A 20122-nucleotide genomic window follows, 5' to 3' on the forward strand; every position below is an offset into this window, starting at 1 on the left:
AATTCGTTTAGAACACGGGTGTGAAGAACGACTCAGTGGCGACGATGGTGGTGGAGGCTTGCTTGAAGGCCGGTATTCGTGAATACGTGGTCTGCGCAGGGGCACGCAACATGAGTTTGATTGATGCCTTGGTGAGCAGCGATGACGCTATCATTTGGTCGCACTTTGAAGAACGCTCCGCCGGATTTTTTGCGCTTGGGCGAAGCATGGATTCCCGCGAGCCTTGTGCCGTGGTGACCACATCGGGTACCGCGGTTGCGGAGCTCTTGCCCGCCGTGATTGAGGCACATTACCAAGGGCGCCCGCTGGTGTTGATCTCTGCCGACCGCCCCGCCTCATTCCGCGGCTCAGGTGCGCCTCAGGCGATTGAGCAACCGGGGATTTTCAGTCAGTATGTGGAAGCCTGCGATGATGTGACTTCTGTCGAAGACGTTCTTTTCGAGAACTGGGCTGGCTTGCGACCATGGCACCTCAATGTCTGCTTGGAAGAGGATGAGGTTGTGAGGCCTGTGCTGCAGAAAATCGAGGAGTTTCAGCCCTTGCGTAGTAATTTTGATGTCACTGATTTGGTGCATTTTTTCCAAGACCATTGGAAAGGTTTCGTGGTGGCTGTTGGCGGTCTAGAGCCTGAGGATCGCGAAGAAGTATTTGGCTTCCTCAAAGAGATTAAAGTGCCGGTTATTGCTGATGCTACCTCTGGACTACGCGAGTTACTGGGGCCCTACTTAGTGGCGGATGCGGAGCAGGTGATGCGTGAATTCAAACCTCAATGTGTGCTTCGCTTGGGGGAGGTGCCTGTGGGGCGCTTTTGGCGTGACTTAGAGAATACCCCTGAAGTGCGTGTCTTTTCGGTGACGCGTTCCGGCTTCTCGGGGCTCGCCCGCGAATCTGCAGTGCTGCACGGTGAGGTTGGTAGGATCCTACGCGGCCTCGGTGAGGTGGGTGAATTGGGGGATACTCAGGATATCCTGGTGGCCAACCGTCGCCGATGGAGCCAGACTCAGGATCTACTGGATGCCTACCCGGATAGCGAGCCTGCCATGATGCGCACCTTGTCGATCTATGCGACTACCGCTCAGAGCCTATACCTAGGCAATAGCTTGCCGATCCGTGAATGGGGGCAATTTGCACAGCGCGACTATCCGATTGAGACGGTGCGCGCAAACCGTGGAGCAAATGGGATCGATGGCCAGCTGTCAACTTGGATTGGAATGACCCATGGACTTGACGATTCTTGGTGTGTCTTGGGGGATTTGACCACGCTGTATGATATGTCTGCACCATTTTTGCTCGATGGTTGTGAAGCTAGTGGCAGGGTGCTGGTGATCGTGAACAATAGTGGAGGTAAGATCTTTGAACGGATGCCTCGCGTCAAACAAATGGCACCGCTCACGCGGGAACTCGTGCTGAACCACCATCAATACCCGTTTGAAAAATGGGCAGAGATGTGGGGATACGATTACGCCGTATTTAAAAATGCTGACGAGATCGAAATTGAATCATCCGAGCGCGTCCAAGTCGTGGAAATCGTTCCTTCTCAAGAGCAAACAGAAGCGTTCTGGAAAGCCTACGCCAGCCTTTAAATAGACGTTTATTCGAGGGTTTTAAAATATTAGAGACAAGTTAGGGTTTCGTTATCGCTGAAATCGCGTAAGTTCCTGTGAACTTGTCCCAAATACTGTTAATTTTAGATGAAAAAATTTATGGCTATATCGGGAATTTCCTCTGGTAAACGACCAGCAAACCTGCACAACTAAGGTAATGAGTGATGTACATGACGAGAAAAATGACGTGCCACAGACGTGGCGTCGTCGTCGCTTTCTCGGCACTTTTGGGACCCTCATAGGCGCCTTTGCATTGAGCGTGCAGAACTCCTACGCGGTGTTCTTTTCGAGTACCAAGCCGGTGGCAGGAATTCCGCAGTCTTGGGTCGATCAAAAAGGGAAGGACGTTCTTCGATACGCCAATTTTATCAAAGGCCTGAAGCTCAAAAATATTTCTCCCTACATGGTGCTGCATCCGCACTTTAAAACCCGCGGGCGCACCCAGAATAGTCTTCCTCCGCGTTACATGTGGCGTCGTATTGCTCCGACGCTCAAGGTGATTGACCAATTATCGAGCAGCATGCGTAAGCCGGTTTCTGAGCTTCTTTCAGTCTATCGCAGCCCAGCGTACAACCGCGCAGTGCGTGGACGCAGCCGTTCTCAGCACCTAGAGAATCGCGCCGTGGATGTTCGCTTCAAGGGGGCGTCGCCTTGGACTGTGTCTCGCTATGTCAGAAAAATGCGGAGCCAGGGAGCATTCCGTGGGGGCGTGGGCCGCTACAGCAGCTTCACCCATGTTGATACGCGTGGAAATAATGCGGACTGGTAGGGGCTAGGCAAGGCCGAGCGGGATGGATGATTTTTGAGTTGATGCAGCGTGTTGTTGCTTTATCTGGGCAGGCTAGCAGTTTCTGAATAGGCCTAGAAGAGACCTCTTCATGCGGGGGCGCTTGTTCGCTGGGGTGTGTCGTGAATGTGCATTTCACGCGCGATATGACCGGTACTGGCGGCGTTGATTTTCTCTGGCTGATCTCGGTGATTGAGGCGTTCGCTTATTAGCTTTCTTAAATCTTACTATTAGCAGGGGAATTGCGTGGCCTTACCTTGACGGATAGCAGAACCCGTAGCATAGTCGCGGCATGGCAAAGGTATTAACTGAAGAAAATTTCGATGCTGAAGTATTGAACTCTGACAAACCAGTATTGGTAGATTTCTGGGCGGAATGGTGTGGTCCTTGTAAGATGATCTCACCCATCATTGATGAGCTTTCTGATGAGGTTGGCGACGCAGCAGTCGTTGGCAAAGTAGAAGTAGACAATGCGCAGGCATTGGCTGCGAAGTTCGGCGTACGTTCTATCCCATTCCTCTTGTTCTTTAAGGACGGAGAAGTGAAGGATCAGATCGTGGGTGCGAATGTGACTAAAGAAGGTCTCAAAGAAAAGCTCCTCGCTCTCTAATCAATACACAGATCGATTAATCTAATTGGATGGCTTCACCAGATGGTGAAGCCATTTTTTTGTGATTTTCGGTAGAAAAGAGATTGCACATCCGTTCGAATGCTATATACCAAGCCCCAGCAAAGGCCTAGGTGGCGGAACTGGTAGACGCGCTGGGTTTAGGTTCCAGTGTCCTTGGACGTGCAGGTTCGATTCCTGTCCTAGGTATTTTCCTTTGCAAAAACGAGCTCACCAATTTTGGTGAGCTTTTTTTATGTGGTGTTGCTGCCTGTCGGTTCAGCAAGTAAGTGTTGCAGCGGCAGCGCGATCTGGGTAGCTTAGCGCGCGCATGATTGCATTTGTTGAAGGTTCGGGAGCTCATTCTAGGGGAGCATTGTCGGAGGAGGTGTTTGAGATCTTTTCCGAGTATGGCTTGCTTTCGAAGTCGCCGGATTTTGCCTACCGTCCGGAGCAGCAAGAAATGGCGCATGAGGTGGCCTCAGCGATGGAGGAGAGCCGCGTGCTCGCGGTGGAGGCGGGCACTGGGGTCGGGAAGTCTTTGGCGTACTTGATTCCTGCGGTGAAGTTTGCTCTGGAGCGCAATAAGAAGGCAATCATCTCGACCCACACGATTAACTTGCAGGAGCAGTTGGTGGGGAAGGATATCCCGATTGTGCGAAAGTTGCTTGGAGAAGATTTTCAGGCGGTGCTCTTGAAAGGGCGCCAAAATTACCTCTGCCCACTGCGTTTGAGGATTGCGATGGATTCGAAGGGAGATCTATTCACGAGTTCGGAGGTGGATGAGCTGAAGCGAATCTGGGATTGGTCTGAGGAGACTAAGGACGGGACGCTGAGCACGCTGGGCTTTCAGCCGGCTGCCAAGGTGTGGTCGCAAGTGTGCAGCGAAGCGCATATTTGTACTCCCCGTACCTGTGGAACTAGAGGAAATTGTTTCTACCAAAAGGCGCGCAAGGAGGTGGAGAAAGCCAATGTAGTGGTGGTCAATCACACCTTGTTTTTTTCATTGTTGGGTGCGAATCGCGAGGATCAAGACGAGGACGATATGGGGTACATTTTCCCCAACGACTTCGCGATCTTTGATGAAGCGCACACGCTTGAGGAAGTGGCGGCCAATCAACTGGGGCTGCGCTTGAGCCAATCGAGCTTGCGCTTTGATATTTCGAGGTTGTACAACCCGAGGAATAAGAAGGGGTTACTCAAGCAGCTCCGCAGTGGTCGCGGGATCGAAGCTGCTGAAGATCTGCTTGAGCGCGCCCAAGACTTTTTCGATGAACTGGGCGAGGTGATCGAGTTTGGCCAATTTGCCAAAGAAGCTCGAGTGCGTGAGCCGGACATCGTGGACAACTCGCTGGCGGAGCCACTGCGCAAGCTTTGGGACATCGTCCAAGATGAGGCTGAGAAGCTCGAGAAGGAATCGAATGCCCGCAAGGAACTCATGGATGGTGCGCGCCGATTGCGCGAAATGCATGCTACCTTGGCTGACTTTCTCGACCAAAAAGACGAAGAAAGTGTCTACTGGGTGGAGAAGTCTGGACGCGATGGCGACTACTTGAGCCTGCGCTCGGCGCCGGTGAATGTGGCGGATCGCTTGCGTCACCTGATGTTTGGTGATGGTCGGACCTGTATTCTGACCTCGGCGACTCTGAGTGCTGGCGAGGGCGACATGAGTTATTTTAGAAGGCGAGTGGGGGCCGAGCACGCCAAGCCGGTGCAAATTGGTTCTCCCTTTGACTATGCTAAGCAAATGGAGGTCTACGTGATGCAGGCGATGCCGGATCCAGGCACGCCAAAGTACGAGTCGGCACTGGTGCATTGGATTGGTCGCGTGCTCAAGTACACCGAGGGCAAGGCCTTTGTGCTCTTCACCAGCTACAAGGTGATGCGCAACGTGGCGGATGCCATGGAAGACTACTTTGATGAGACTGGTTGGCGCTTGCTAGTTCAGGGTGATGGCACCCCGCGCAACAAGATGGTGGACATCTTTCGCAACGACATCCACAGCGTGCTCTTCGGGACCGATAGCTTTTGGGCTGGTGTCGATGTACCAGGTGAGGCGCTGAGCAATGTGATCGTCACCCGCCTCCCCTTTGCCGTGCCAAACCACCCGCTGGTGGAGTCGAAGATCGAAGATATTGAGGCGCGCGGCGGGAATCCATTCATGGAATACTCGGTGCCAGAGGCGGTCATCAAGCTGCGCCAAGGGGTCGGTCGCTTGATCCGTTCAGAAAAAGATTCGGGAGTGGTCACCATCCTCGACAACCGAGTGGTCACCAAGCGCTACGGTAAGATGTTCCTTAAAGCACTGCCCGATGCGCCAGTGAAAATTGTGAAGCAAGAGCAGTAACGAGGGGGATGAATGCGCTAGGCGCAGGGGCTACTCAATGTTGTTTTCTAGCCACGAGGATACAATGGCGTGCGCGCTTGGCATTCTCGCGGGGTTTGGAAGCATGTTGTTCTACCAAGAAGCCCGCTTGGCCCAGCAATTTCTTAAATTTCGGTGCGGGCTCGGAGAGCCAATAGGCGACGCAGGCGCCGGGCTTGAGCACCGACTTCATCTTCTGCAAGAACGCGGGGGAGTACATTTGGTTGTTACCCTGTGTGATGAGGTCGTCTGGGGTGTTGTCGATGTCGATAAGGATTGCGTCGAAGCTCGACTTCCCTTTGCTGCTTAGGATGCTGTGAAAGTCACCTTGAGTGATCACAGTGCGTGGGTCTTCGAGGAGTGGGCCGTTGTACTCTACCAGGAAGCTGCGGTTCCACTCGATGATCGGCGTCATGAGTTCTGCCACTTCGACGGTGGCTTGCGGACCTACGAGTTCGAGGGTGCGCTTCAGGGTGAAACCGAGGCCTAGCCCACCAATCAGAACCTTCGGGTCCGGTGGGCTGAGTGGTTTGTCTTTATGAATGTGCGAGCAACCTAGATCTGAGAGGTGGCGCTCAGAGAAAGTCTGAGAGGTGCTCATGAGCTCGTAGCCATTGTACTTCAGGTAGAAGTCGCCATCGTGGGAGTGCAGGGAAAAGTGGGTGCCATCTGGCATCGTTGACTCGGCGAGGTCCTCATACGGTTTCATGCCGCGAGCCTTGCGCAGATTCAGCTGCGCAACAAGCCTGGAATACAATTGACTCAGCCTGCTCAGGCATGTCGTTTACGTCGTGAGAGCACGAGACATGTAGCGAGGCAGAGCATGCTCGCGCTTGAGGGTTCAGGCACGGCTGTTACGTCGTATGTTGTGGTCACTGAAAAATCGACATTGCGAACGCGGAACGCATCACTTGAGCTGGAATCGTAGCCCACGGAAAATGATTGCGTGGCGGGGGATAGGCTCACTGAGTCACTTGTCAGGTTGGCATTGCCAGTCACTCCTGCGACCATGTCAGTGGGGTCAGTATCAAGAATGTGGCGGGCGTTGTTGTTGTAGTTGGCTAGAATCAGATTACTGAAGCCATCGAAGACGAGCGTGGTACTGCCTCCGGTGCTCAAAGTCACGTTGATCGGTGAGTCGAGCGAGAAGGTGAGGAATTCTCCAGTCTCGTTGATCTTGTTGCCCACATTACCGGGAGCGTAGGCGCCTGGGGTGTTGAGGCCCATGGTGCCGTTGGTGAAGGTGTTGGCATCCTTGGGGATCACAGAGTCTTGGGTGGACACGAGGATGTTGACCGAGAAATGATCGGCCACGGCGTCGCCGTCGAAGTCGAGGTTGGTCACTGTGTAGGTGACCACCATTTCATCTGTAAATTCGCCAGTGACGGCGACAGTGCCGCCAGAATCAACAATGGCGTTTTCACCGCCACCGATGTCGATTCGTGAGTTGATGGCGGATGCTCGATTGAAATGGATGGTGCTCGCGGCGGAGACAATACTACTACTTGCTATTGCATATGCGATAGCACAATTCAGGGGGTGTTTGGGGTGCATTACCTAAACGTATAACATAGAGCTGGTTATGGATCAAAGGTGAATCTCTATAACAGCTAACAGACTCAAAGGTTTAGATCGAGGATATGGCTCTGGACAGAGCGGATAGGATCCTGCCATGATCCTCGCCTGGAACCATGGCAACGCACGCTCTCTACGAGGTCTACGACCCACAAAAAAATGATTTATTGTCGCATTTGCTGATGCATCAGCCTGAGTTGATGCCGCTATTGGTGATACTCAGGAGCCGTGAAGCGGTGCATGCTTTAGCGGCGGAACTTGCGGCAGCCGGGCTCAAGGTAGATTCGGTGCATGGGAAGAAGAAGCCTGAGCTGGTTGAGCGCGCCTTGCTTGATTTTAAGGCTGGTGGCCTTGAGCTGCTGGTAGCTACTGATGCCTTGATTCGCAATTTGGATCTGAGTGGGGTACGCCATATGCTGCACATCGATTTCCCCGAGCTTTGGCAAGATTATCAGGACCGTTGGCAACTGGTGCAAGCGGAGGATGGTGTGTTGCTTAGTTTTAGTACGCCTGATGGAAGTGGCGCATTGAAGGCGGTGGAGGAAGTGCTCGGTGGCGAAATTCCTCGTACGAAAGCCGAGGGGTTTCTCTATGAGGGCAAGCCGCCACGCCAGAACCCAGCGCGTAATAAAACGCCCAAACGTGGCGAACGTTCTAAACCGCTGCAGCACAAAAAAAAGAAGTGGAAACCAAAGAAGTACGGTCGCCACTGAGCCGGATTAGAAACATTCAGGAAGGACCTGATCGAGAGCTTTGCGGAATGGGCTGGGTATTGGGGTGTCAGCCAGTGTGTTGATCGCGTGCCAGACTTCGCCATCAGATTGATCTAGCGCCTCGGTATAGTGATAGATCTGTAAATGGACCTTGTGGTGGGTGATCGCGTAGTTGGCGCGATACAGTAGGTCGAAGGGCTCAAGCTGTTCGAGTGGGCGCTGTGGGAGGCTCCACATGCCGGAACGTCGGTCACCTTGGCTCGCTTGGCTGAGTAAGAGTTCTTTCTCACCAGCAGAAGTGGTGCGGATGGCGAGGAGGCAATGTTCGTCGAGGTGCACGGTTTTTTTACGCGCTTGCTTCACCGGGAGGGACTCAGGCTCGGTGGCAGTGCAGAAGGCGCGGATCGGGCACAAAAGGCAATCTGGCGCTTTGTTGGTGCAGACCCGCTGCCCCAGTTCCATCAATGCGGAATTGAATAAGCGGGGGTGTTGGTGGTCGAGGACTTGTTCCGCCCAGCTCCAGAGCTGCTTCTGCCCCGGTCCGTTGTCGACTCTGTCGCGGAAGTTGAAGACGCGACTGAGGACTCGGGCAACGTTGGCGTCGACGATCGGCTGAGCTTGGTTGTATGCGAAGGAGGCAATCGCCCCAGCGGTGTATCGTCCGATGCCGGGAAGCTTGAGTATCGTCTGATGATCGGTAGGGAAATGCCCTCCATGCTCTTCACTGATGGCACGGGCTGCTTTCTGCAAATTGCGCACGCGGCGGTAGTAGCCGAGTCCTTCCCAGGCGCTCAGGATTTCCTGTTCTGGGGCGTAGGCGATGCTTTTTGGTGTGGGGTAGCGCTTGAGGAAGTTGACGTAGAAGCCTCGGTTCAAGACGGTGGCAACCTGAGTTTGCTGCAGCATGACCTCAGAGACGAGGATGTGCCATGGGTCAGTGGTCTGGCGCCAAGGGTAGTCTTTGCCACTGGCTTCAAACCAGGTGACTAGGGCGCTTTGGAAGGCTGCGATGTCTTTGAGCTGCATTAGCTGTGCGGCGTGGAGGTGATGCTGGTGCTGAGTGTGTGGGATTCTCCTGGGGCGAGCATGCGCGTGTCGTGGCGAGCATTCGCGGCTTCGATGCAGACAAAGTCGTGGAATTCCGCGTCAGCGAGGTCGCCGAGTGCCGCAGCTTTTTCTGTCCAGGGGTTCCAGACCACGGTGGTGCCGCTGCCACCATTGCGGATTGTGATGTCTCGCTTGAGTGCTGCGTCTTGGAGCGTGATTGGTGAGTCTCCATGGTCGTAGATGCGGTCCACTTCGCTCTGGATGTGGATTTCCCCATGTTGTTGATGCATGGTTTCGTTGGTGGTATCGATGAAATGTTCGTCGTCGAAGCCGAGGAGGCGCACCGCGTCAACATCGCTGACCTTGAAATAGGAATGCAAGGCTCCGCCTACTGGGACATCTTGGTCGCTCACGTTGGTGGCAGTGAGTGCCAAATCTAGGGAACGACCCACGCGGATGCTAAGCTGTGCGGTGAGGCCGAACTCGGCCGATGCTTCGGCTGGAAGCTCAAAGACAAGCTCGGTATATTCTGGATTTGTGGAGGTTTGGCTGAGTATCCAGAATCGTGAGCGCGCGACACCGTGTGAAGGCAACTCAGGATTGCTCGGGTGTGCATTGAACCATGGCCAACAGACGGGGATGCCGCCGCGGATGGCTTTGCCTTCTTTGTATACCGCTTCCTTGCTGGTGAAGATTACGGGTGCTTGGCCAGCTGGCTCGAACGCGGTGACATGCGCGCCGTGTAGGGCAACCGTGGCGCTGGCGTGCGCATGGGTGACTTGAATGACTGGGTAGCCGTCCGCGAGCGAGGCGAAGTGCAGCTCGCCAGGAATCAGAAGTGCATCATTGAGTTGAGGTGCCATGCTTGAATTAGGCGTGACTGAGCTCCTAGCGTCAATCGTGAAGTGTCACCGATTCAACACCATGGTGGGTAGCGCATCGGTGCTGCGTGATGGCGGTCTGGTGCTGAGGTTCTGCGGCGGAGGGGGCGTGCGGTTGGGAGCTCAGCAGTACGATCGTTTGGCACTCGAGGGAGCCGGCTAATGGCAGGTTTGAGTGGGTTTGTCGTGGATGAGCTGAGTGCGCCGGCGATGCGATGATTTGCTTTGAGAGGCGTATTTTTCTGATCTTGGGCGAGGGCGTGCAGCTTTGTTGAATTTCTTGAGAATCTAGCTTTGCAGTATGCTAGGGATTGAGTATCTTGTGCGGAAGATGTGGGAGTTAATCAAACAAGGTGGGCCATTGATTTGGGTGCTATTGGCACTGACATTTGCCGCCTGCGTGGTGGTGATTGAGCGCGGTCTATTTTTCCAGCGCAACCGAGTCCACGTTGGTAATTTAATTTTAGGTTTGGCCAATCATGTGCGAAAGAAAGCCTACAGCGAGGCTCTATACGAGGCTGCGCGCGCTCCGGGGCCAGTCGCTCGCGTGGCGCATGCGACCTTGATGCGCCACCATCTGCCACGGACTGACCTGCGCGACATCGCGCGCGAGGCTGGCCAGCTCGAAGTGCCGCGCATTGAAAAGAACCTTCGCGTGCTATACACGGTGGCTTTAGTCGCCCCGCTTGTGGGTATGTTGGGTACCATGCTTGGCTTGATCCAAACCTTTGAAGGGATTCAGCAGAATGTGGGCTTCACCTCGACAAAGTTGATCAATGATGGGGTGCACGAATCTTTGGTAACTACTGCTGTTGGTTTGATGGTGGCAGTGCCTGCCTATTTGTTTTACATGTATTATGTGAGCCGGGTGAAGCGCATGGTGCACCGCATCGAACGTGCCGGTATTGAGATGGTGAATGTGATCTGTGATGCGCGTGAGACCGCCGGACCGATTGTCCACATCAAGGACACGACCGCAGTTGCTCCAAATAAGGATTCCAAGGCGAGCTCTAATTCATGAAGCTTGAGATGACATTGCCGGAGCGTCCGAGCTTTTTGCACGCTCTGCCGATATTAGACCTGCTGGCCCTGGTGATGTTATTTCCCGTGCTAACTGCGGCATTGGCGCCGCAAGCGGGGGTGGAGGTGGAACTACCGGAGACTGAGTTTAGACTGCAGCGCGTGGCGAACCCGATTGTGCTTAGCGTGTCTGGTGGATCAGAGCCTGAGTATTGGGTCGGCAAGCAACGCGTCGAGCGCGAGGCATTGATGTCGGTGGTGGCGGAGCGTGCTGGCGATTGGAATGAAGGCGGCCGTCCGGCAGTGCTATTGAAGGTGGATAAGTCAGCGCAGAGTCTCGGTATGGAGCTGAGCTTCGAATTGCTGCGTGAAGGCTACAGATGCTTGTGGGGGGCCAAGCTCGCCCAATAACTATTAGTGAACCATCATGGTGTTTTCCCGACAGAAGCGGATCAAGCGCGACCTCGAGGCAGGTCTGGTGTTCCGTTGGCGTGGCGGGAATAGCGGGAATTCTGGTGGTTTGATCATCTCGATGTTGATTTCGATCGCGATGATGGGGGCTTTGTTCTGGGGACTGGATGTGGACTTCCAGCAGGTGCCCGCAAAGAAGAGAAGTTTTGCCAAAATATTGATGGTTGATGAAATGTCGTCTGGCTTGGTGCTTTGGGTCGACCAACAGAGCCCATTTCCTGCACGGTGGGATCCTGCGGAGCAAGAGGAAATCGATGGGCGGGTCGCAGGGCATTTGGAGACGACCTTGCGTTCCTTTCGTGCGCCTCAAGAAAATTGGCTAGAGATGCCTGAGCGTGCTCAGGAAATGACCGAGATGCGACTCGTCGAGTCCGCTCAGACGGATCTTGGGCCATTGCCCGAGCCAACGCGCCCGTCTACTGAGAATCAAATCATCGAGCTATCCGTCGATCTCGCATCGACTGGTGGTTTAGCGAAGCGATTGCCTGAGAGCTTGAGTCAAGTGCTGACGACTATCCCTGTGGCTCAATATGGGGCTGAGATCCACTACGCGATGGTGGTAGCCGGTGACGGCACGGTGCAACAATGTCTACCGATCGAGTGGTCGTCTGAGCCATTCGTGCATGCCGTGGGGGCGTGGCTCATGCGCCAGCAATTTCAGCCCAGTAAGTCTGATGAGCCGGTGCTTGGTGACGTCTCGGTGAAAATCAATGTGATCTACCATGTGGCAAATAAGCTTTAACGACCTCGTCATCTCGGTGCTCAGCATCACCTTGCTTCTTTTGGGGGTCTTCCACTGTGGAAGAGTCATCAGCAGCCGTGCGGCCAAGCGCCGCGCCAAGCGCGTGGTCATGCAGTGTGATGTCTGTGGCAATTTATACCAAAACCCTGAAGGGCTCAAAATTTTACCCTGTCCAGCTTGTGGCCGAGACAACCGACGTGGCAGAGATAAGTCTCTAGGATGAGACTTGCACTTCAGCATATTGCATAGATAATACCCCACAAATCAAAAGATTTATGAACGAACGCAGAGTAGTGATTACTGGTATTGGAACCGTGAGCCCATTGGGTAACGACCTCCAATCAACATGGGAAGGCCTCAAGGCCGGTAAGAGTGGTATCGATTATATCACTCAGCTCGACACCGCAGACTATCCAGTCAAGATCGGTGGCGAAGTCAAAGATTTCGACGCTAAGCCATTTTTTAAAGACCCTAAAGACGCTCGCCGCGCCGATCGATACACTCAGCTCGCCATGGCTGCTTCCAAGATGGCGGTGGAAGACTCCGGGATGGATCCAGATGCTGTGGACAAGACTCGCGTGGGTGTCATGGTGGGATCCGGTATCGGTGGACTAGGAACGCTGGAACGTGAGCACGAAAAATTGCTCAATCGCGGGCCAGCCCGAGTTTCACCTTTCGTGATTCCGATGATGATCTCCAATATTGCTTCTGGCATGATTTCCATGGAATATGGATTTGGTGGCCCGAACATGGTGATCTGTACTGCCTGCGCGACTTCCAACCACAACATTGGTGAAGCGTGGCGTATGATCAAGTTTGGCGATGCTGATGCCTTTATTGCAGGTGGTGCAGAAGCGACAATGCTTCCTATGGGGCTTGGTGGTTTTGCCAACATGAAGGCGCTTTCTACTCGCAATGACGACCCACAAGGTGCGTCACGTCCGTTCGATACTGGCCGCGATGGCTTTGTGATGGGCGAAGGTGCTGGTGTGGTAATCATCGAGGAACTCGAACACGCCAAGGCACGTGGTGCGAAAATTTATGCCGAGCTCGTCGGCTATGGTGTCAGTGCTGACGCCTACCACCTCTCCGCTCCATCACCTGATGGTTCTGGTCCGTCTCGCGCGATTCACATGGCGCTGAAGCATGGTGGAATCAACCCGAATGAAGTGGACTACGTGAATGCTCACGGCACCTCTACCCCACTCGGAGACATTTCAGAGACAACGGCACTGAAGATGGCCTTTGGTGATCACGCCAAGGACAAGCTGGTGATCAGCTCGACCAAGTCGATGACTGGGCACCTTCTTGGTGCTGCAGGCGGTATTGAAATTGCAGCTTGTTTGATGGCGATCCAGGATGATGTGGTGGCTCCAACAATCAACCTCCAAGATCAGGACCCACAATGTGATCTCGATTATTGTGCAAATACCGCTCGCGAACTGAAGGTGGACGTTGCTCTTTCAAATTCCTTTGGCTTTGGTGGTCACAATGCAAGCCTCTTGGTGAAGAGGTTTTCCTAAGCGACCAGATTCATTTTAAAGCCCCCAGCTACTGTGACGTAGATGGGGGCTTTTTTTTGTTGGTGGATCGACGATGTGTGTCTACTAGTTGTGATGCATTTATTAATTGTTAGGATGCGTTAGTAATAATGGAGAGGACACAAGCAGAGGAGGACGCGCATCACGTAGCGAGTCAAGGTGACAAGCAATCATTTTGGTTGATGGTCATGCTTGCGGCGCAAAACGCCTTCAATGACAAGGCCGCCCAGTTTTTTTTGATCCCACTGGCTGGCTGGCTTGCGGTGCAGGCTGGCACGGGGGATGGCGGCAGTGTGAAGTATGTTTTGGGCGCGCTGATTGTCGCCCCCTTTATTTTTCTATCACCAGTAGCGGGCTGGATATCGGATCGTTTTAGCAAAACGTACGTCTTGCGTGCGAGCATGATTCTACAGCTTTTTGTGTTGGTTTTGGTGACGGTGTCGCTGGCCTTGAAGAACTTTGAGTTGGGGATTCTTGCGTTCTTTATTCTGTCAGTGCAGTCGACGGTTTTGAGTCCTGCGAAGAAGGGATTGGTGAAGGAAATGGTGGGGAGTGAGCGTCTTGGCTTTGCAAGTGGGATTTTGGAAATGGCGTCTGTGTTGGCGATCTGCGTTGGCCAAATTGTGAGTGGTTTTTGGTTTGATAGCCGCCTAAAGGGATCTGGAGACGGATGGAATGCCGCGCTATGGCCAATGGTGATTTTGACAATGCTGGCAATCCCGGCGGTGTTGCTTTCTTTGAGAATGAAGGTCTACCGGTCTCCGGGTGAGCGTGAATTCCACAAGGGAATTTTGTTTGAGCATGTTGGGCAGTTGCGTGAGCTTTTGGGCGAGCAAAAGCTTCGATGGGCTGGGCTCGGTGTGGCATTCTTTTGGTTTCTTGGTGGGAGTATTAATTTATCTGCAGTGCAGCTGGCTGAGCAACTCACGGGCGGTCGCGCCGGCTTTGGCTCTGAGATGGCTTGGTTTCTGACGGCAGCCAGCGGGGGCGTGGTGCTGGGGGGCTATTTGGGTTCACTCGGGTGCAAGCGCAATATTGAATTGGGCTTGGTGCCGCTCGGGGGGATGCTCACAGTGATTGGTTGTTTTATGATGGCCTGTAGTCCGCTGGATTCGTTGGCGATCAAGCTATGGATGATGTTGTCTGGTGCTGGTGCGGCGATCTTTTTGGTGCCACTCAATGCCTATGTGCAAGACGCCTGTGCGCCGGAGCGCCGCGGTCAGATTTTGGCGGGCTTGAACCTATTAGATTGTCTTGCTGGGGCGCTTGCTGTGGCGTTCCAATTTGGGATGAGCGCGATGGGGCTAAGCATGTCGTCGCAATTTGTGATCACTGGCTTGCTGGCCTCCTTGGTCGTGATTTTTTCAGGCAAGCTCCTGCCTAAACAATTTGTCAGGTTCACGGTGCTTGGGCTCTTTCGGATGTTCTACCGTCAGCGGGTGCTTGGCATCGAGAATATGCCAAGCAAAGGAGGTGTTCTGGTGCTGCCAAATCATGTGAGCTATGTGGACGCCTTTGCCATCAGCGCAGCGAGTGCGCGACCAGTGCGCTTTTTGATGCATGAAAGCTTCTTCCAAAAGCGCAGCCCAATTAGCGTTTTTGCTCGTTTGTTCGACACGGTGCCGATTTCTTCGAAGCGTGCAAAGGAGGCGATTGAGGTCGCTGCTCAAGCATTAGAACAAGGCGATGTGGTGTGCATTTTTCCAGAAGGCCAGCTGACGCGGACTGGAGGGTTGAATCCACTGAAGCGCGGTTTTGAACTCGTGGCTCGGCAGGCGAATTGTCCGGTGCTTCCAGTCTATATTGGGGGACTGTGGGGGTCTATTTTCTCCTATGAGCGGGGTAAGTTGGTAAAAAAGGTGCCTTATGCGATCCCTTATGGAATGAGTGTCTCGTGGGGGCAGCCGATTGATGGTGAAGCGATTTCAACGCTAGCGGTGCATCATGCCTTGTATGAACAATCGAGTCATGCGCTCGAGATGAATGAGAAACATGTGCGTGGCGTTAAGCTGCTGCGCAAGCCCCTGAAAGTCATGGGCGGGGATCGTGAAGCTTTTGATGCGATGTTGCTGCATTCACGCGGAATGAGCGAGATCGAACAACGTTCGCTGATTGCCAATGCGATACAAGTACGAGAGAACTCTGAGATCCCGCGTGGTGCTGTGCTTATCGTCGATGCCTCTTATGGGGTCACTCCGGTCTTTGCAGTGGCATTGCAGGCGGTGCATGGGGTGCAGGTGCTTATGGTGAACGAATACACCTCGCTCAGCCGCATTGAATCGTGGCTCGATCAACACACCGTGCACGCAGCGATTGGTGATGGGGCGCTTTACCGTAAATTATTGAAAGCGGGAGCCCAAGACCTCGTGTTCTTTGACCTGAAGGGGGAGCAGGATGCTGAAGCTGAACTGCCACGTTACGCCGTAGGAGTCGTGGCAGATCGCGTGATCTCCATTGCCGCACGCAATCATGTGATCGAAAAGAATGGCAACGAGCAGCACCTTGGCTGGAGAGAGGGGACATGCGGCAGGATTCTGCTAGGCTATCGCTATCATGTGGTTTCTGAGAATGTCATCGAACTCCAAGGCCCAAGCTACGCTCATCTCCCAGGCTCATCGATCAATGTGGATAGTGAGATGGATGAAGATGGCTTTATCTATCCGCATTGGTAGTCGATTCTGTGGTAGATTCTTCCTTGTGTTCGGTGGAGTAGGTTGTTAGGCAGTGGTATGTTTGCACGCGATCTCCACAACTGGTTGTTTGAAATGTTGTATTCAGGTCAAGATTCTGCGGGGGCGCAGGAGCATTTGATCGTGAATATCATCATGTTGGTCATCGTGCTGCTGATTTCAGTAGTGTCCTATTACGTGGTGCGCTCGGTGCTCTATGGTGTGACGGCGCGCTTTGTCAAGATGACCAAGAACGACTGGGATGACGAGGTGATGAAGAGTCGCCTGTTACGCTGGATTTCATTGCTGGTTCCGGTGTTTATCATTTGGTCTGGGGCTCAGGCGATGGCCGAGATGTCGGTGGATGGTGATGCAGAGTCGTTGAAGTATCTGGCTGGTTCTGGCGAGATCTTGATGGTCGTGTCGCAGATTTCGGCGATCAGTTTGGTTCTTCTAGCAGTGATGTCCTGCCTCAACATTGTGGAGCGCATCTATGGGCGTTATGAGATTTCGCGTAAGATCCCGGTGAAGAGCTTCATCCAGGTCTTCAAGGTCGTGTTCTCGATTCTGGGGATTATCTTGATGGTTTCCAGTGTGATTGGGAAATCTCCGGTGTTTATTCTGTCCGGCTTGGGTGCGGCGACTGCGATTTTGATGTTGGTTTTCAAGGATGCGATCTTGGGTCTCGTGGCCGGCGTCCAGCTTTCGGCCAATCAGATGGTATCAGTGGGTGACTGGATCGAGATGCCAAAGTTTGGTGCTGATGGGGAGGTCACTGAGGTGGCTCTGACGACAGTGAAAGTCTGCAACTGGGACAAGACGATCACGACAGTTCCAACCTACGCATTGATTTCTGACAGTTTCAAAAATTGGCGAGGGATGAGTGACAGTGGGGTGCGGCGTATCAAGCGCTCGATCAATCTGGATATGCAGACTGTGCACCCGCTCAGTGAGAGCGAAATCGAGAAGATGGAAACCATTCATTTACTTACGGAGTATCTGGGGCAGAAAAAGAAGGAAATTGCCGCTTGGAATGGAGAGCGCCAAGTCGGGCCAGAGGAATTGGTGAATGCTCGCGCGCTCACCAATGTCGGCACATTCCGCGCATACGTTGTGGCGTACTTAAAAAGTCACCCTAAGATTGCGCAGGATCAAACGATCTTGGTGCGTCATCTCACGCCGAGCGATAAGGGGCTTCCGATTGAGATCTATGCCTTCTCTACTGACAATGCCTGGGTGAATTTTGAAGGGATTCAGAGTGACATTTTTGACCATTTGATGGCCGTGATTCCTGAGTTTGGCCTCAAGGTCTACCAAGCACCAAGCGGTGACGACATTAAGGGCTTGGGAGGACCACTGGCCACCCTAGGTTAGGTTTGACAGTCCAAGCAATCCACATAGTCTGATGACCATGCAGAGAAAAATAAAATTCCTTTGCCTCGGCGCGCTTCTAGCGGGCTTGAGCTCATGCAATGCGCCAGTGGTGAAGAAGACACTGGCACTTCCTGGGAATGTGGTGCGAGGTACCGCTCACGCTACCGGATTTGGTGGCGTTGCTGGGATGTAGTTTGTTAGCGTTTTAGATAGAGCTCCAGCCAAGCATCTGCTTGTTCTGGAGTCACGACTCTTCCCTCAAGTTGTTCGACTTGCAGTGCATTGAGGATGTCGCGGAATTGTGGTCCAGGTTGCAGCCCTCGTTGGATCAGTTCTTTGCCTGAGATCAGCGGATCTGGGATGAGGGGTTCACTGGAGAACTCTTCTTCCTTTTGGCGGAGGTAATCGTAATTTTCAGTAATGCCATTGCTGCTCGCGCAGTCGACTCGGTGCAGCTCCATCTCTTGTTCATAGGTAGGACGCGCCATGAACTTTTTTAGCTTGGCCACTTTCATGAAGCGAACGTTCATGAAGTTCATGTGGTTGAGGACCATGGCGCAGCTTGCCTCAATGACCTTGTTCGGGTACTTGAGACGACCAAGAATTTCGGCTGCCATGTCAGCACCAACTCTGTCATGCCCGCTGAAGCGGATACGGTCTTCTTCTGGGTGGTAGGTGTAGGTGCTAGGCTTGCCGATATCGTGCAGTAGGACAGCCAGGCAGAGCTCCAGCGAGGCATCGTCCTCAAGCATGTCGAGCATGATGCTAGTGTGGGTGTAGACGTCGCCCTCTGGGTGGAATTGCGGTGGTTGCTCACAGCCGATGAGTTCGAGCACCTCGGGGACAATCCAGCGGATCAAGCCGGAGTCGACCAAGAGCCTCAGCCCGGTAGCGCGGTTGGGTGAGGTGATGATCTTGCTAAATTCCTGCTGGATCCGCTCGACGGCAATTTGCTCAAGAAGATCGGCGTGGCTACCGATTGCGTTCCAAGTGGATTCTTCGATTTGAAAGCCGAGCTGGGTGGCGAAGCGTATCGCACGGATCAAGCGCAGGGCGTCTTCATTGAAGCGCTCCACTGGGTCGCCGATGGCGCGGATGAGTCCCGCCTTGAGGTCGGCCAAGCCGTCGACATAGTCGATGACCTCTCCGGTGTGTGGGTCTTGAAAAAGCCCGTTGATGGTAAAGTCCCGTCGTGCTGCATCCTCCTCTGGGCTGCTGAAGCACACGGAGTCTGGGCGGCGGTGATCGCCGTAATCCCCATCCTTGCGGAAGGTGGCCACCTCGTAGCCTTCTCCTTTGTACTTCACCAAAATGACTCCAAAGTGGGCGCCAATGCTGTCGGCCTTGGGGAAGAGTTTGAGCAACTGCTGCGGGGTCGCCGAGCTCGCGATGTCGTAGTCCTTCGGCGATTTGCCGAGCAATGCGTCGCGCACACAGCCGCCGGTGAAATAGCAGGTGTGGCCGGCAGACTGGATGGTCTTGGCTATTTCGGTGGCATGTTCTAGCAGGTGTTGCATGGTGCTGGCTTTGGAATAGGAATGCTGCGGTGCAGTGATTTCTTTGATTTGGTAGTTGCACCGCCGCTTTGTCGAGATTGAATGTCTCTATGCCACTTTTATTACCGCCATGGAGCCACCCCCTGTTTGGTTTAGCCGCCGTATTGTTGGGAGCCTGCATTGGTTCATTTTTGAATGTGGCGATCTACCGATTACCGCGCGGCATGTCGGTGAATGAGCCCAAACGTAGCTTTTGCCCGATCTGCAAGAAAGGAATCCCGATGTGGCGTAACATCCCGGTGATCACCTGGATTGTTCAACGAGGTCAATGTGCTGAGTGCCATGCGCCGATCGCGGCGCGCTATGTGATTGTGGAGATCCTCACCGCTTTGCTGTGGCTGGGGTGTTGGTATGCCTTTCCGAATCCGTTCGAGTCGGTGTTCTACATGATTCTGAGCGCGCTCTTTGTGGTGATTTGGGCGGTGGATGCCGAGCTCATGGTGATCCCGCGGCAGGTGACGATTTTTGGTACGATTGCTGGCTTGTTGATGGCGGTCGTGCACCCAGCGTTCTTTGGGGAAGTGGAATGGACGATGGCCTTGCTCAAGTCCGTTCTGGGCTTTGCTATTGGTTTTGCTGGGCTTTGGCTGGTGGTGCTTTTGGGTAAGATGGCCTTCGGGAAGTACAAGGTGGACTTCGATTCTGAGGTGGACTGGCACCTTAAAGAGCCTGAGAATGAGGAAGATGAGCTGTGCTTTGTGATGCACGGTGAGGTACTCGGCTGGTCGGAAATGTTCTACCGCAAGAATGACAAATTGATCCTCACTGGTGCCTCGACAGTCACCATTGACGGTGAGCAACGCGAGGCCAAGGAGGTCATGATCCAAGATGATGAGGTGTTCGTCGATGGCGAGGTCTTCCCGATCGAGAAACTCAAGTCGCTGGAAGGGCGCGCGCGAGGCGCCACGATCCCGCGTGAGGCGATGGGGATGGGGGATGTCGATCTGATGGGGATGCTCGGTGCCTGCCTCGGAGCGAGCTCTTTACTCTTCATCGTCTTTTCAGCATGCATTTTCAGTATCCTATGGGCACTCGTCGCCCGTCTAGGTCTGGGCAAGCAAATGCCCTTTGGGCCTAGCATCATCCTCGGTGCCATCGCCTGGATCTTCTGGGGAGAACAGATTTGGAATGCCTACCTCGACTTTGTCGGGGTGTGATGTGTGGGGTGAG

20 protein-coding genes and 1 tRNA gene are annotated in these 20122 nt (G+C 53.7%); 16 read left to right on the top strand and 5 right to left on the bottom strand.

Going from position 1 to position 20122, the window contains the following annotated elements; translation table 11 throughout:
• Positions 1–20: 20 nt before the first annotated feature.
• The 5 genes from menD to F454_RS0110260 all read left to right on the top strand — a co-directional run bounded on the left by menD (position 21) and on the right by F454_RS0110260 (position 5345).
• Complete coding sequence (gene menD / locus F454_RS0110240) at positions 21–1583, top strand: 2-succinyl-5-enolpyruvyl-6-hydroxy-3-cyclohexene-1-carboxylic-acid synthase (protein WP_018970568.1); 1563 nt, start codon at positions 21–23, stop codon at positions 1581–1583.
• Between the two features lie 178 nt (positions 1584–1761).
• The gene (locus F454_RS15845; RefSeq protein WP_018970569.1) at positions 1762–2373 is read left to right on the top strand and encodes a YcbK family protein; all 612 of its coding nucleotides are present in this window, start codon (positions 1762–1764) and stop codon (positions 2371–2373) included.
• A gap of 310 nt (positions 2374–2683) precedes the next feature.
• Positions 2684–3001: a thioredoxin gene (gene trxA, locus F454_RS0110250; RefSeq protein WP_018970570.1), complete on the top strand. Its 318-nt coding sequence runs from the start codon at positions 2684–2686 to the stop codon at positions 2999–3001.
• 125 nt (positions 3002–3126) lie between these two features.
• Positions 3127–3208, top strand: a tRNA-Leu gene (locus F454_RS0110255).
• Positions 3209–3329: 121 nt separating this feature from the next.
• Positions 3330–5345 (top strand): ATP-dependent DNA helicase, encoded by a 2016-nt coding sequence (locus tag F454_RS0110260; RefSeq protein WP_018970571.1) that lies wholly within the window; start codon positions 3330–3332, stop codon positions 5343–5345.
• A 34-nt stretch (positions 5346–5379) separates the two neighbouring features.
• On the opposite strand, the gene F454_RS0110265 is transcribed toward F454_RS0110260, so the two are convergent.
• Both F454_RS0110265 and F454_RS0110270 read right to left on the bottom strand, forming a co-directional pair.
• Positions 5380–6072: a spermidine synthase family protein gene (locus F454_RS0110265; RefSeq protein WP_018970572.1), complete on the bottom strand. Its 693-nt coding sequence runs from the start codon at positions 6070–6072 to the stop codon at positions 5380–5382.
• A gap of 62 nt (positions 6073–6134) precedes the next feature.
• Positions 6135–6917: a PEP-CTERM sorting domain-containing protein gene (locus F454_RS0110270; RefSeq protein ID WP_018970573.1), complete on the bottom strand. Its 783-nt coding sequence runs from the start codon at positions 6915–6917 to the stop codon at positions 6135–6137.
• A gap of 137 nt (positions 6918–7054) precedes the next feature.
• On the opposite strand from F454_RS0110270, the gene F454_RS0110275 reads away from it, so the two are divergent.
• Entirely contained in the window at positions 7055–7651 is a 597-nt protein-coding gene (locus tag F454_RS0110275; RefSeq protein WP_018970574.1) for a helicase-related protein, read from the top strand.
• 6 nt (positions 7652–7657) lie between these two features.
• On the opposite strand, the gene F454_RS14895 is transcribed toward F454_RS0110275, so the two are convergent.
• Both F454_RS14895 and F454_RS0110285 read right to left on the bottom strand, forming a co-directional pair.
• Positions 7658–8677, bottom strand: a complete 1020-nt coding sequence (locus F454_RS14895; protein WP_018970575.1) for an A/G-specific adenine glycosylase — start codon at positions 8675–8677, stop codon at positions 7658–7660.
• On the bottom strand, positions 8677–9561 hold the full coding sequence (locus F454_RS0110285) for a D-hexose-6-phosphate mutarotase (protein ID WP_018970576.1): 885 nt from the start codon (positions 9559–9561) through the stop codon (positions 8677–8679). Before F454_RS0110285 ends, F454_RS14895 begins: the two co-directional genes overlap by 1 nt.
• On the opposite strand from F454_RS0110285, the gene F454_RS16600 reads away from it, so the two are divergent.
• From F454_RS16600 to F454_RS16375, 9 genes are all read left to right on the top strand, one after another.
• Positions 9560–9742, top strand: a complete 183-nt coding sequence (locus tag F454_RS16600) for a hypothetical protein (protein ID WP_018970577.1) — start codon at positions 9560–9562, stop codon at positions 9740–9742. The two genes, F454_RS0110285 and F454_RS16600, sit on opposite strands and share 2 nt — an antisense overlap.
• Before the next feature lie 168 nt (positions 9743–9910).
• Positions 9911–10600, top strand: coding sequence for a MotA/TolQ/ExbB proton channel family protein (locus F454_RS14900; RefSeq protein WP_169334367.1), 690 nt, complete (start codon positions 9911–9913; stop codon positions 10598–10600).
• On the top strand, positions 10597–11010 hold the full coding sequence (locus F454_RS0110300; protein ID WP_018970579.1) for a biopolymer transporter ExbD: 414 nt from the start codon (positions 10597–10599) through the stop codon (positions 11008–11010). The genes F454_RS14900 and F454_RS0110300 overlap by 4 nt, the downstream gene beginning before the upstream one ends.
• A gap of 16 nt (positions 11011–11026) precedes the next feature.
• On the top strand, positions 11027–11812 hold the full coding sequence (locus F454_RS0110305; RefSeq protein WP_018970580.1) for a hypothetical protein: 786 nt from the start codon (positions 11027–11029) through the stop codon (positions 11810–11812).
• Positions 11793–12035 (top strand): hypothetical protein, encoded by a 243-nt coding sequence (locus F454_RS0110310; protein ID WP_018970581.1) that lies wholly within the window; start codon positions 11793–11795, stop codon positions 12033–12035. The genes F454_RS0110305 and F454_RS0110310 overlap by 20 nt, the downstream gene beginning before the upstream one ends.
• 52 nt (positions 12036–12087) lie before the next feature.
• Positions 12088–13335: a beta-ketoacyl-ACP synthase II gene (fabF, locus tag F454_RS0110315; RefSeq protein WP_018970582.1), complete on the top strand. Its 1248-nt coding sequence runs from the start codon at positions 12088–12090 to the stop codon at positions 13333–13335.
• 128 nt (positions 13336–13463) lie between these two features.
• On the top strand, positions 13464–16025 hold the full coding sequence (locus F454_RS0110320; RefSeq protein ID WP_018970583.1) for an MFS transporter: 2562 nt from the start codon (positions 13464–13466) through the stop codon (positions 16023–16025).
• Between the two features lie 57 nt (positions 16026–16082).
• Positions 16083–17396, top strand: coding sequence for a mechanosensitive ion channel family protein (locus F454_RS0110325; RefSeq protein ID WP_018970584.1), 1314 nt, complete (start codon positions 16083–16085; stop codon positions 17394–17396).
• Positions 17397–17433: 37 nt separating this feature from the next.
• Positions 17434–17589 carry a hypothetical protein gene (locus F454_RS16375; protein ID WP_156817243.1) on the top strand — a complete coding sequence of 52 codons (156 nt, stop codon included), beginning with the start codon at positions 17434–17436 and terminating at the stop codon, positions 17587–17589.
• A gap of 4 nt (positions 17590–17593) precedes the next feature.
• Here the strand turns inward: F454_RS16375 and F454_RS0110335 are convergent, their stop codons facing one another.
• Positions 17594–18913 (bottom strand): CCA tRNA nucleotidyltransferase, encoded by a 1320-nt coding sequence (locus F454_RS0110335; protein ID WP_018970586.1) that lies wholly within the window; start codon positions 18911–18913, stop codon positions 17594–17596.
• 89 nt (positions 18914–19002) lie between these two features.
• Here F454_RS0110335 and F454_RS0110340 point away from each other — a divergent pair, with 89 nt between their 5' ends.
• Positions 19003–20109: a prepilin peptidase gene (locus F454_RS0110340; protein WP_083912961.1), complete on the top strand. Its 1107-nt coding sequence runs from the start codon at positions 19003–19005 to the stop codon at positions 20107–20109.
• Positions 20110–20122: the final 13 nt, after the last annotated feature.

The organism is Rubritalea marina DSM 17716 (genome assembly GCF_000378105.1).
Lineage (GTDB): Bacteria > Verrucomicrobiota > Verrucomicrobiia > Verrucomicrobiales > Akkermansiaceae > Rubritalea > Rubritalea marina.